A 13,361-nucleotide genomic window follows, 5' to 3' on the forward strand; every position below is an offset into this window, starting at 1 on the left:
CAGGTAGTTTAGAGCATGAGCCTCAATTATCTTGAATTTGAGCTTCCAATCGCAGAGTTAGAAGCAAAAATCAATGAATTACAAAACGTAAGCCGCTCTGGCAGTCTTGATCTCAGCCTTGAAGAAGAGATCAGCCGCCTCAAGGAAAAAAGCGTAGAGCAAACGAAAAAGATCTTCGACAATCTGGGTGCCTGGCAGGTATCTCAGCTTGCGCGTCATCCGCTTCGTCCTTATACACGCGATTATATCGAGCGTATTTTCACTGAATTTGACGAATTTGCGGGTGACCGTACGTTTGCAAACGACCCGGCTATTCTGGGTGGTGTCGCACGATTAGACGACAAGCCAGTCATGGTTATCGGTCAGCAAAAAGGCCGCGACACAGCAGAAAAAATCAAACGTAACTTTGGTATGCCAAAGCCTGAAGGCTATCGTAAAGCCTTACGCCTGATGGAAATGGCTGAGCGCTTCAAGATGCCAATCATCACCTTCATCGATACACCGGGTGCGTATCCGGGCGTTGGCGCTGAAGAGCGTGGTCAGAGTGAAGCTATTGCACGTAACCTGAAAGTCATGGCTGCTCTGAAAGTGCCGACTATTTGTACTGTCATTGGCGAAGGTGGTTCTGGTGGCGCACTGGCGATTGGTGTGGGCGACCGCGTTAACATGCTGCAGTACAGCACATACTCTGTAATCTCTCCTGAAGGCTGTGCCTCTATCCTGTGGAAGAGTGCTGAAAAGGCACCACTGGCCGCAGAAGCCATGGGTGTATCAGCGGCACGCGTTAAAGAGTTGGATCTCATCAATACTATCATTGATGAGCCTATGGGTGGCGCACATCGTAACTACGACACGATGGCGAAAAACCTTAAAGCTCAGCTTAAGCGCGATCTGGGCGAACTGGAAGCACTGAGCACAGAAGATATGCTGGAGCAACGTTACCAGCGTCTGATGTCATTTGGTTATTGCTAAGCCACAGTGACACCGCAAGATTGAAAAAAGCCGCATCGCGGCTTTTTTTATGAGCGCGAAATCGGGATAATATTGTGTAAGTACTAATAATGTCCGTGATTATGACTCAGACCCCGCTTTATAAACGTTTTGCTGCCAGCCTGGATACATTACTGGTTGATGAGGGAATGCACGCGACAACGCAAACGGTAACGCGTGGCCTCACAGTTGCACTTTCTGGTGGGGTCGACTCTGTGGTGCTGCTGCACCTATGTCGTCATTACGTACAAGTTAATACCCATCTGGCATTACAGGCGATTTATGTGGATCACGGTTTGTCGCCTAATTCTGCGCAGTGGCGGTCGTTTTGTCAGGCACAATGCGATGCACTGACGGTTGACTTTACTCCGGCCGCGGTCACAGTGGTGGCACAAAGCCGCCAAAGCCTCGAAGCGCAAGCCCGCACAGCACGTTATCAGGCACTGGATGCACAGGCATATCCGCATCATGCATTAGTACTCGGGCAGCATGCGGATGATCAGGTTGAGACTTTCCTGCTGCGCCTGAAACGAGGTTCAGGTCTGAAAGGGCTGGGGGCGATGCATGCACGGACTGTGTTGCGATCCGGCCGGGTGTGTCTGAGACCCCTGTTAACCTCCCAGCGCGCTGACATAGAAGCGTTTGCGCACACGTTTGGGATCTCACATATCGAAGATGAATCAAACCTTAGCGATCGGTTTGACCGCAATTTCTTGCGTAACCAGGTGTTACCCCTGTTAAAATCCCGCTTTTCAGGCTTTGTGCCAAGCGTTATGCGCTCCGTTGAATTGTTACAGGGGCAACAGGCGCTGCTGGATGAAATCACCCAGACGGACCTGGCCTACTGTTCGAACGACAACAGCTTATGTATCGAGCGCCTGGGTGAATTTACGCTGTTGCGCCAGCAAAATCTGGTGCGAGCCTGGCTGGCGGAGCAGGGCGTTCAGATGCCTTCGCATAAGCAGCTTGAACAGATCCTCGGACAGGCACTTAACGCCAGAGCAGACGCACAAATGGCTGTTACTTTGCCTCAGGGGCAGGTTCGACGTTTCAGAGGCGCACTTTATTGGGTGATAGAACAACCAGCCTGGCGTGCAAGCCATGACATAGGTCAGACGCCGGTGGTGCTGGATGATGCTCATACTTTACAGGTGCAGCAGGGTAAAGGCGTGCGTGTACCTGCGCCAGATGAGCAAGTGTCAGTACGATTTAATTGTCTGAGCGAGAAAATTAAACCACTCGGACGAAGTGGCCGTAATACCCTGAAACACTGGCTAAAAGATTATGGTGTCCCAACCTGGGAGCGCAGCCGTGTGCCCCTGATTTACTACAACGACGAGCTGGTGCAGGTGGTGGGCTTTTTCGTTAATGAGGCGTATGCGTCGTCTCAGGGACTCAACTGGAAATTAGAAGATGCAAGAAACACAAAAGATCGGTGAATCGCTGGCGAACAAAGCTATCTGGGCAGTACTTGGCTGCGGTGCATTGTTTATAATTCTGGCGGTAAATGGTGGACTGAACATTGCCAATGTTGCGCTTAGCTTAAGCGTGGGTGGACTCAGTGCAGCACTGTTGCTGGCTTACTGGCACGGCAAAGGTGGCAGCTTTTTTATCTTTGGCCTGGGTGCGCCCATGCTGGCCATCATATTTAGTGATCTGCCAGACTTTTTGTCACTGGCCTGGGTGATCAACAGCTTCTTTGGTGGCTTTGCCCTGTTGTTGTTGCTTTACAAACTGGCAGTGCTGCGCAAGTAAAGACCATATCGCGTTAGGGGACGCAATATGGTCGAGCTGTTGCGGGTTAAATTGTACGTGCGCAGTCTCGGCCTGCATCCTTGGCGCGATACAGCCCCTTGTCCGCCCGCGAGAAAATCTCATTCGGACAATCCTGGCTGGTGGCCAGTGTAAATCCAATACTGGTTGTGACATCATGATTCTTCATGACAGTGCAGCACCTGACCGATGCCATGATGCGCTCTGCAATCACTTTGTTGGTCGTAAAGGCCGGATCGTCAATCAGGATCGCAAACTCATCGCCACCAAAACGAAATACGGTGTCTGTGGCCCGTACCGAAGACTCCAGAATGCGCGCAAACTCAATCAACACATTGTCACCCATTTTATGGCCATAGAGGTCGTTCACTTGCTTAAAGTTATCCAGATCCAGCAGCATCAGGCTAAAATTGCAATGGTGACGGCGACTGCGTTCAAGTTTCTTCGCCAAAAACTCATTGAACTGGCTGCGGTTTGATAATCCGGTCAGTGAGTCTTTGGTCGCCAGCTTCAGCACGCGCTGATACATCAGTGCATTTCTCAGTGGATACAGCAAGCAGGTGTGCAGCTGGACCAGCCTGGCCTGCAGTGCCTCACTCAGACGATATTTACTAAAATACACAATCTGACCCAGATGCTGGTTGTTTAACTCCAGATCAAAAGTATAAGGGCTCAGCTGGTTGTTGCTCTGCTGCATCTGAAACACACCTTCACTAGAGTGAAATTGGAGTCCGGCCAGATTTATGATGCGTTTGATATAACCGGCAAAGATGTCGAGTAGTCCATTTACATCCAGAGTTGTTTGCAATTTTTCAGTCAGGCTCATCGGGTTTTCGGGGACGTGCGACATTTGCATTTGCGCGTTAAACGGCAAAAAATCCCCGCGCGTCGGCGCCCGTTGAGTCAAAATATGGACATTTTCCATCTAATATTCCCCTAAAGTACAACATTCGCTATGTTCTAAGCGAGTTTCATGCCAAAAATTTAAACTGGCTGAAAAACAGCTGCTTGCTATATTTAGTAGTGAATAAAAAATGCTCAACACTATTTTATTGACGCTTGGGAGGCGGTTTGCAGCAAAATTTTGCCGGGTTTTTAGGTGAGGATGTCACCAGTACATTAGTTGCCGCCCTGGAGGGTCAGTTTGCCGGGTTGATAGCGTTATTACTCTGTGCCGTTGCACTGGTGTGGTCGTTCAAGCGCGTTGGACTGCCGCCGATCCTGGCGTATCTGCTGACGGGACTCTTGGCTGGCAGCTATGGATTCGGCTGGATAGATAACAGCCATGAGATCCAATTAATAGCTGAGCTAGGAATAGTATTTTTGTTGTTTAGTCTGGGGTTGGAATTTTCAATTCCCAAACTCATGGCAATGCGCAGTGTGGTATTTGGCCTGGGAAGTTTGCAGGTTCTAGTAACCACCGTGGTACTGGCGGTGATCTTAAAGTACCTTGGCTTTAACTGGATAGAGGCACTGATCATTGCCAGCCTGATTGCTCTGTCTTCCACTGCCGTTGTGGTTAAAGAGCTAAAAGAGCGGGGGATATTAAACATTCGTCGTGGCCAGCTTGCCGTAGGCGTATTGCTTTTCCAGGATATTGCCGTTGTTCCTCTGCTGATCACCATTCCTTTATTAAGCCAGTCTGACAACCAGGTGCTGGTGGGCGCTTTGATCCTTGCGCTCGCCAAAGGCGCGTTCGTTTGCATGTTACTCTGGGCCATCGGAAAATGGGTGTTGCCTAAAGTATTCAATGAAGTTGCAATGGCACGCACTGACGAATTATTCGTACTGACTACTTTGGTGGTGGCGCTGTGTGCCGGGGCGCTGACCTATGCGTTTGGTTTGTCTATGGCACTGGGGGCATTTTTGGCCGGGATGATGCTTGGTGAGAGTCAGTACCGGCATCAGCTGGAAGCTGAGATACGGCCGTTTCGCGATATTCTGATGGGTTTGTTCTTCGTCACTGTGGGCACACAGCTAGATGTTTCTTATGTAATTCAGTCGTTCTTTTACATTATTCTGGTGCTGGCGTTACTTATAGTGCTGAAACTTAGTATTATTTTTCTGTTGGCGCAGTTGATGGGAGAGCGCCGCAAAGATGCGTTTGCAGCGGGCATCTTACTGTGGCAAATGGGGGAGTTTGGCTTTGTACTGGTTGCTCTGGCCAGCAAGCATCAGCTGCTCAGCGCAGAAGCAGCGTCTTTCCTTATAGCTCTGGGTGTGTTGTCTATGGCACTTACGCCGTATCTGATCAGTGAAACAGACCGCTTGGTTAAGCTACTACGCATTGACAGTGAAGGTCGGCCTGAACCGCATGAACAGGGGTTTATTACCTCCAGTAAAGTGAAAAACCATGTGGTGATATTTGGTTATGCCCGTGTCGGTCAGACTATTGCCCGGTTCTTACGTCCGGAAGCCATTCCTTACATTGCGGTGGAGCGCAACCCTGCGATTGTGCAAGAGGCCCTGACCGCCGGTGAGCCTGTAGTGTTTGGCGACCCAACCCAACAAGAGGTACTGAAGTCCGCCAATGTCAGTGAAGCCCGTTTGGTGATCGTCTCACTGAACGACTTTGATAAGGCTCAGGCGGTCATTGATGCAGTGAAACGCTTTGCACCAGAGGTAAAAATCCTGGTCAGAATGAAAGATGACACCCATCTTGAGGCCCTAAAAGAGTTGGGAGCGACAGAAGTGGTGCCCGAATCGCTGGAGGCCAGTTTGATGATGGTGTCTCATGTATTGTATATGTCGGGCGTGCCGATGCGGCGGATCCTTAAACGGGTAAGCATAGAGCGACAAAATCGCTATGAATATTTGCACGGTTTTTTTACCGGTGACAGCCAGGAAATGAAAGAATACGCGGGTCCGGAAGGCGCAAGCTACAGCTCAGACAGGCTGGAATACCTGCATGCAATCGCATTACCGGACGACGCCTATGCCGTAGACAAGTCAATCGCGGAGCTGGACTTAGCACGTCACAAAGTGGTGGTTAAAGCGCTGCGACGTAATGGAGAAGAAATTTCCATCCCCGATGAGGAAACCACCTTGTGTGCCAGTGATGTACTGTTGCTCAAAGGCAAGCCGCGTCGGGTAGAGCGGGCAGAACAGTTTCTGCTAGACGGCTTGCCCTAGGCCACTAATCCAGTTCCAGAAAAGCACGTATCTCGTCTAGTCTGTCCATACCGTCCTGATAGCCATATTCAATTAACTGCCGGGTGTAGGCTTTTTCGAATAGCAGGTAGCTGGTTAAACTCGACGGAGAGTGTCGCTTCACCCCGATAGAACGTAGTAACAGTTTAATGGCCATTGGCAGTTCATCGTAAAAGTGCAGTGCCAGTTCATTAAAGTTGTGAGTAGGGTTAACCACCAAGGTATTAATATGTTTGAGCTCTTTGTGTTTGTCTCTGGCAGGCAACAGGCCTACCGTGCGATTAACCCGCTCCAGCCGCTCAAGATCAGACTGCAGCGTGTCACTGAATACACTATCAAGTAAATGACCTGCGACGACTGACATGCCCGGAAAATGCGGCTCGTAACCAATTGGCGTCGGTATTTTTGGCTGCTCCACACCAATAATAAAGATTTTTTCTGCCCCCAGATGAATCGACGGGCTGAGTGGCGACAGCTGGTGGATGGAACCGTCGCCATAGTAATGATGTCTGACCCGCACGCTGGGAAATACCATTGGAATTGCACTGGACGCCATCAGATGATCAAGCGTGATGTGATCGGGTACGCCAATACGTTTGGCGCGCTGCCAGGGCTGTGCATCTCTGGCCTGATAAAAAGACACAGAGCGGCCAGTCGAGTAACTGGATACCGTAACAGACAAGGCATCCAGATAACCGCGCTGAATGTGGCGGTCGATCCGTGAGAGATCGAGCACATCGCGCAGTAAATGGCGAAGGGGGGTGTTGTCGAGCAAACTCGCGGGTGGCTGGTTAATATACTCCGCCTGAAAACTTCGCATCATATTGCCCAGGATATGGCCAAAGGCACCGATAAAACCGCTCTCATAAACCATATCGGTATGGAAGTTCTTCCAGATAGACTCTACTTTTCGAATGGCCAGATGCATATTCGAGGCATAGCAGGCAAGGCCGGCGGAGTTAATTGCACCTGCCGATGTACCATTAATAATACGAAATGGCAGCGGTGCGGTTCTGGGCAGGCTGTGTGCCAGTGCCTTAAGTACACCAATCTGATAGGCCGCACGAGCGCCGCCACCGGTTAACAGCAGGGCCGTTTGAGGTCGTGAACGCGAAGTGTGATGTTGACTCATATGCTTCCTTAACCACTCAAATTTATTAGGCTGAATTGAGATTGCCATATCAGCCATCAGTGGGCCGACACTATTACTATAACGGTATGTTTAACTTAGTAAAACAGTAATACATCGCTTAACCAAAGCAAATTCATTGACGATTCATATTGAGCCCATATGCTCACTAACCTGTAATTGATATTGCACCTTATCAGGGATGCGATATCTTTTACTATACTGATCCACTCAACTGAGCCGCTCGCCTGGTGACAAGAGAGACTTAGCGATACTTAGGCAAAAATGGCACAGCCTGGTTGTAATGCATGTGAGCGCTGAGTGTATCGTGCTCATGGCACCGGCTCATCTGGATTAGTATTGAATACTCACCAATACAGGAAGCAAAGGTGAGTAGACGCGTTTAAAGATACCAAAAAAGCCACAGGCTGCAGATGCAAAGGTCGTCAAAACGACCATCATTAGGCTATAATCTTTTGTATATTATAGATTATTTTTGTTGTCTGGTGAGTGGCAGGTCACTATACCTGGTACTTTAAGCACCCTAAGTGCAACAAATTCGTTTAGCAAATTTAATGGAGTTTCCATGTCAGAGCACAACTCAGCAGAATCAAGGAACAGCAAGCCTTCTAACAGCCACTTATTGCTTGCCGTAAGTGTGGTCGTGGCCCTCGTGGTCGTGGCCATTTTTGTGCTTTCAAACCGGGACAATCAGCAGGAAAACACAAAGTTTAAACAGGATGTTGTAGTGCCGGAGAAAACACCAATGGAGGTCGTTAACACTGCACGCCCTGAGCCGCAGCCTCAGGTTGAAGAGCCTGTTGAGCCAGCACCCGTTGTGGAGCCAGAGCCAATCCCTGAGCCAGAGTCGTTGCCTCAGCGCGAACCAGAGCAGCCTGTTACACCGCCGCTCCCCTCACTGGATAACAGCGACGTGGCCCTGAGCGAACAAATCGCCAACTATTTAAATGATACCGCGATGGATTTGGTGGTGACTGAAGATATGATCCGCCGCAGCGTGGTGTTTGTCGATAATCTGGCACAGGGAAAAGTGGCTAAAAAACACTTCCCGGTCAGCAAACCAAAAGACAGCTTTATGGTCATTGAAGATGACATCATTGTCACCGATCCAAACAGCTTCGAGCGCTACACACCTTATGTCAACATGCTAAATGCCATGAGCACTGCTCAGCTGGTACGTACATACAACAAGTTCAGACCTCTGATCGGTGAAGCGTACGAAGAAATTGGTTACGACGGTGGCGAATTCGACCTGACTTTGCAAGAAGCGCTGGGAGAGTTATTGGAAACCCCAATCCCGGAAACCAGCCTGCCTTTACTACAAGAGTCAGTCACCTACAAATATGCCTATGCAGAATGGGAGCAACTGTCTGATGCACAAAAACTCTTCCTGCGCATGGGCCCGGAAAACATGAAGAAAATGAAAAAGCGCCTGCAAGACCTGAAAGCCGAGCTGGCCAAGTAACCCGAAAACAAAGTAAAAACCCCAACCAAACCAACAAAGCTCGTCTAATTGTATACTCACTATGCAGTTAGCCGGGCTTTTTAACATTTCCCCTTGCAACATGACACGAAACTCGCGATAATCCCTCCCGCGCCAAACAAGGCCCTCAATGGTAGTCTTATTGGTCCTCTCGCAACGATAGTTCGTGAACCTGGTCAGGTCCGGAAGGAAGCAGCCACAGCGGATGACTCGTGTGCCGGGATGTGGCTGGTAAGACTGCCACCCAAACTCCAAAGTTTGCGGTGTCAGATTTCACTTCAAAATCAAAATTCTTCTAAAGCTAAAAATTACTTTCCAGCTACGCTTCTAGATTACCAATGCATAGCTTTTATTCCTAACCGGTTATTTGATTCCATTTTACAGAGCAATCGTATTTTGAGGATACGGATATCGCTTTATGACTTCTAACTATATCAAATGGGTGTCTTCAAAAGCTCTTTACTGACATTGAAGGGTCGATGGGAAGCTCAAAATGAATAGTAATGGAATAGGCTCAGCCTCAAATCGCCACAAGCCACAGTTTGAATTAACAACCTTTCAATTATCTGACCAAAAACGCACTTGCCTTCTAAAGAACAAGTGCGCCATTTAGCTCCATCAATAGAGCATATCAATCAAGTAGATCAATAACACTCGACCGCAACGGTATTCCAGGTATTTGGGCTACCATCAACGTATTTGTTGCAAATGCCTTTGGCAAACAGGTTTTCCAGGTGGTAACCAAAGCTGGTGAAGTGGACCAGGTTGCCGAAGAACGGGAACTGGCCATAGAATTGTAGCTCGGCGAGCATGTCGTCGAGGTTGTAATTCGTTTGCTCAGCAATAAAGCTGTGATCAATGGCTTGCAGGTTGATGATGGTTGGATCCGGGAAGCCAGGAACGACGACATGCAGGTATTCTTCATCATATTTACCATCGTAAAACTTCACTGTTTTCATCATTTCAGTTGGTGACAGCTGAGTCATGGCCAGTCTGAAGTCAGTGACTTCAAACACTTCGCGCGTCAGGTTACGGTTTACGTAAATTTTGCCGGGTAAGACATCATGTAGTGCACGCATCACAGCTTGCTCGTCGTCGGTAACGGCTTGTGCCAGCGCATAATCTGGGAATCCGGCATTGGTGAAGCGCTCATATGACTCTTTAACCATACCCATAAAGAAGGCAACCGTTTGCTGGCGCGCGATGATGTGAGCCTGCTCTTCAGTAACTGTTCTGGACATCAACAATGCGGCTTTTTTACCTGCATAAAAGCTGACCAGATTCTGGGTGATGGAATACACCGCAGCATTCGATGAGTTTTTAGGGTTACCACCCTGATGAATGCGAGTGCCATCGGCATAGTCAAAAATAGTACTCAGGTCAAAGCGACCGTTTTCTTCATTTTCACGCGCTTGTGCATTCCATTGAAACAGATCATGAGAGGCGAGGCCCATTACACCGATATCGACAACCCGGATTGGCTTTTTAGCCAGGGCCGGCAGGGAGAACAGCAACAGCAGCAGTACAGAGAGTATTTTCATAGTTATATTTTCCTTAAATGCAAATGAGAATAATTATGCTAATCGTTTTTGTGGTGTAGATCAACGCAAGTGTTTATGCAAAGTCTGTTGGAGCTTTGGTTGTTGCTTGGTACAAGAGCTGGCTGTTAAGTGTGATAGGTTGTTTGAAGCGTTTGCAGGCAAAGATAATTTTCAATGTGTAAGTGTGTGCTTACTTTCTTTCTCGTTTTTTGGGTTGTCAGGCTTGCTGTTGACCTCACTTGCTTTTAAATACTCCACATCAAAAAATACCTTTTGACGAATGCCGAATATTCATCGTGCCAATGACAGCGCGTGAACGAGTGCAGGTGTCATTGGTAAGTCTTAAATCAGCAATGTATATCTCAAAAAACCTTCATCAGAATAGCGGGTTAGTGCAATGGAAGCGTCACTTTTTGTCACTAAGGTGTGCAGCGAAATTTTTTACTCATCCGGGTTACTTATGCTGTGGGCCTGTCTGGGTAATGCCTTAATAAAGACAAAAATAACAACGAACTACCGGAGAATAAGATGAAAGTTAAGCACCTGATGCTTTGTGCACTGATGTTGTTGAGTACACACAGTATGGCCGATTCACTCAAAGTCATGGCCTACAATATTATGCAACTCAATGTACAAGACTGGGACCAGCAAAACCGGGCAGAGCGTTTGCCCAGTGTGCTGGCATCGTTGAGTGACAGCCCGGATGTGATCCTGATAAGCGAGGCCTTTAACAATGATGCAGAGCAGGCGCTGGCTGCATTGTCTGCGATTTACCCCTACCAGACACCTAACGTCGGGCAGGATTGTAGCGGCAGTGGCTGGGATGCTTTGACGGGTAACTGTTCAAACAGCCCGTTTGTGATCCGTGGCGGCGTGGTGATCTTGTCTAAGTATCCAATCCTCAAGCAAAAAGCACACGTCTTTCACAGTAGTCTGAGTGGTAGCTGGGATTATCTGGCAAACAAAGGGTTCGCCTATGTAGAAATAGAAAAAGACAATCAACGTTATCACCTGATCGGCACGCACTTGCAGGCAACTCACGACGGCGACACCGCTCAGGAGCACCGTGTGCGGATGGGCCAGCTATACGAAATTCAGTCATTTATTGAGGCAGAAAACATTCCTGCCAGCGAGCCTGTTATCATTGGTGGTGATATGAACGTGGAGTGGAGTAAGCAGCAGGAAGTCGCGGATATGCTTGCAACAGCGCGTGCACAGTTAAACTTTCAGACGCCAGAGGTAGGGTCATTCCCGGCAAAACACAACTGGTTCACCAAGGCCAATGCATATTACTTTGACTACAGCCTAGATTATAACGACACACTGGATTACGTTTTCTGGCATAGTGACCACAAACAACCCAGCAATGCGCCAAGCATGACAGTACGTTATCCAAAAGCACAACAAAACTGGTACTGGAGCTATCTGCGCGGCAACTGGAACCTAAGCAGCGGTCGCTACTATCATAACGGCTACTACAACGAGCTATCTGATCACTATCCGGTACAAGTTAACTTTGAGTTTTAATGCATGTTTGAAACTGCCCTACTCAACGTTTTGTGAGTAGGGCAGGGCAAGCAAAGCAGACTACGCTGTAGTGCCTCGTTAAAAGCAAACCAAACAAATAGCTCCTTCATTCCAGACGGCTCGTGAGTCGCGCTCTACCTATACACCGCGCGTTTTTCCTTATTTTTCCTTATATAGACGAGTCGTATGTCATCCCGGACGCTTGCGAGCCGGGATCTACCTTAGCACTACTCAAGTTGTGTTTCGTTATAGCCACGACTAATCTGGCCGTATAGGTGTTGCCTGACAAATGAATATCGCGGTGAGGCGACTCTGCCAATGCAATATGCAAGGGGGAGTAAGTCATGCTATGTCGAAATCACAACACCTTGCCAAATAGGCAAATAGTGGGTCTAATAATACGCATGAATACTCAAGCGTTATGTTTACAAAGCATCCCTCAATCACGGAGTTACCAATGAAAACAATACTATATTTTTCAATCATGACCTTAGTTTCTCTACCTGCATTAGCTGCTAGAACAGATTGTCCCGCAGCCAAGGTTCTTAGTATTCAAATTGAAGGGCAGAAAGTAATGTATCAACAAGAAGGAGCCAGTTGGAGAACTCTGGGATTTCTGAATAAAGATGACGGTACGAAAGAAAGGTATAGTGCATTACTCACGGCGCAAGCAACCGGAAAAAAAGTTATGATAGGTTATTCCGTTGATAATTATGATTGTTCAGCCGCTAATTATGGGACAGCAGCCCATGTGCTAAGGACCTATAATCAATAAGTGAATGTAACACATTGCTTAGTCTGACATAAAAAGTTGCGTTGTATACACCGCGCGGTTGTTCCTCATATAGACGAGCCGCATCGTCAGTCCGCCATCTACCTTATTACCACACCGTTGTGTTTTGTTATAGCCACTACTAATCTGACCGTGTAAGTGTTGCCTGTAAAATGAATATCGCGTCGAGGCGACTCTGCCAATGCAAGATGCAAGGGGGAGTAAGTCATGCTGTGTTGAAATCACAGCACCTTGCCAAATAGGAAAAAGTGGGTCTAATAATACATATAAATAACGTTGCTCGGACAGGGAATGCGTCACGTTGTAACGGTTTAAATCACAAACGGTTCAAAACAGAAGTGACTCATCAAAAGCAAATCTCCATAGCATAAACCACACTAGTCTGATACAGCGTGCAGGAACGGCCCTGTGCAACTAGCGATAACGTCCACGGGGAGTGGCTGATGGATAAAGTGCCTGATTTACATACCAATCTTCGCTGTTCTTATGCTGATAAGTGACTTTGCCACGCACCCGTCCCAGCCAGAACCAATCTTTTTTTATCGACCTGTCGAAACCAGGTGTTTCGTTAATCAGCATCGGTCACGATGAGTGGAATACATTTATCAGGCAGGCTCTCTATGGAAGGGTAATGGCAAGTTCATTAAGAAAAAATTGATGGGACTTAGGAGAATTGTATTGAGCAAAGGTAAAAGTGCGGTCATACACTATCATTTAGCGTCCCTGAATGCTGACGGAAGCACGCAAAGTCATCAACCGCAGTATCGGCCCAGTCGACTAGCAAGATAGGCATGGGATCAGCACCACAGATCAGGCGCGCATGAAAGCGGTAAATAGCAAGTCGGTCGTTATACATCAGGGTTGCCAAGCAGTCGGTCCATACGTTTAATGTTGTGTTTTGCAGCGACAGGGCCCTTCCTATTTCGGCCCGGTTTTGTAATTGAGAGTTGATTG

Annotated in this window: 10 protein-coding genes, 1 other RNA gene and 1 pseudogene; 8 read left to right on the plus strand and 4 right to left on the minus strand. The window is 48.0% G+C overall.

What is annotated here, in order from left to right; genetic code table 11:
• The first annotated feature begins 15 nt into the window (after positions 1-15).
• The 3 genes from accA (at position 16) to CWB98_RS19180 (ending at position 2,745) form a co-directional block, all read left to right on the plus strand.
• Positions 16-972 (plus strand): acetyl-CoA carboxylase carboxyl transferase subunit alpha, encoded by a 957-nt coding sequence (accA, locus tag CWB98_RS19170; RefSeq protein ID WP_138546296.1) that lies wholly within the window; start codon positions 16-18, stop codon positions 970-972.
• A 101-nt stretch (positions 973-1,073) separates the two neighbouring features.
• On the plus strand, positions 1,074-2,429 hold the full coding sequence (gene tilS / locus CWB98_RS19175) for a tRNA lysidine(34) synthetase TilS (RefSeq protein WP_249364723.1): 1,356 nt from the start codon (positions 1,074-1,076) through the stop codon (positions 2,427-2,429).
• A complete protein-coding gene (locus CWB98_RS19180) occupies positions 2,404-2,745 on the plus strand; it encodes a hypothetical protein (RefSeq protein WP_138546298.1) in 342 nt (113 codons plus the stop codon). Before tilS ends, CWB98_RS19180 begins: the two co-directional genes overlap by 26 nt.
• Positions 2,746-2,791: 46 nt before the next feature.
• On the opposite strand, the gene CWB98_RS19185 is transcribed toward CWB98_RS19180, so the two are convergent.
• On the minus strand, positions 2,792-3,688 hold the full coding sequence (locus CWB98_RS19185; protein WP_138546299.1) for a GGDEF domain-containing protein: 897 nt from the start codon (positions 3,686-3,688) through the stop codon (positions 2,792-2,794).
• Between the two features lie 206 nt (positions 3,689-3,894).
• Here CWB98_RS19185 and CWB98_RS19190 point away from each other — a divergent pair, with 206 nt between their 5' ends.
• Positions 3,895-5,895 (plus strand): monovalent cation:proton antiporter family protein, encoded by a 2,001-nt coding sequence (locus CWB98_RS19190; RefSeq protein ID WP_138546310.1) that lies wholly within the window; start codon positions 3,895-3,897, stop codon positions 5,893-5,895.
• Between the two features lie 4 nt (positions 5,896-5,899).
• On the opposite strand, the gene CWB98_RS19195 is transcribed toward CWB98_RS19190, so the two are convergent.
• Entirely contained in the window at positions 5,900-7,045 is a 1,146-nt protein-coding gene (locus CWB98_RS19195) for a patatin-like phospholipase family protein (protein WP_138546300.1), read from the minus strand.
• A gap of 583 nt (positions 7,046-7,628) precedes the next feature.
• Here CWB98_RS19195 and CWB98_RS19200 point away from each other — a divergent pair.
• Together CWB98_RS19200 and ffs are read left to right on the plus strand one after the other, a co-directional pair.
• Complete coding sequence (locus tag CWB98_RS19200; RefSeq protein WP_138546301.1) at positions 7,629-8,528, plus strand: DUF3014 domain-containing protein; 900 nt, start codon at positions 7,629-7,631, stop codon at positions 8,526-8,528.
• Between the two features lie 158 nt (positions 8,529-8,686).
• An RNA gene (ffs, locus tag CWB98_RS19205) (signal recognition particle sRNA small type) lies at positions 8,687-8,783 on the plus strand.
• 407 nt (positions 8,784-9,190) lie between these two features.
• On the opposite strand, the gene CWB98_RS19210 is transcribed toward ffs, so the two are convergent.
• Positions 9,191-10,087, minus strand: a complete 897-nt coding sequence (locus tag CWB98_RS19210; protein WP_138546302.1) for a hypothetical protein — start codon at positions 10,085-10,087, stop codon at positions 9,191-9,193.
• Between the two features lie 528 nt (positions 10,088-10,615).
• Between CWB98_RS19210 and CWB98_RS19215 the strand changes: the two genes are divergently transcribed.
• A complete protein-coding gene (locus CWB98_RS19215) occupies positions 10,616-11,614 on the plus strand; it encodes a sphingomyelin phosphodiesterase (protein ID WP_138546303.1) in 999 nt (332 codons plus the stop codon).
• Positions 11,615-12,071: 457 nt separating this feature from the next.
• Positions 12,072-12,389, plus strand: coding sequence for a hypothetical protein (locus tag CWB98_RS19220; protein ID WP_138546304.1), 318 nt, complete (start codon positions 12,072-12,074; stop codon positions 12,387-12,389).
• 438 nt (positions 12,390-12,827) lie between these two features.
• On the opposite strand, the pseudogene CWB98_RS24475 reads toward CWB98_RS19220, so the two are convergent.
• A pseudogene (locus CWB98_RS24475) lies at positions 12,828-13,361 on the minus strand (IS4 family transposase); the annotation flags it as partial.

It is taken from the genome of Pseudoalteromonas rubra, assembly GCF_005887115.1.
Taxonomy (GTDB): domain Bacteria; phylum Pseudomonadota; class Gammaproteobacteria; order Enterobacterales; family Alteromonadaceae; genus Pseudoalteromonas; species Pseudoalteromonas rubra_F.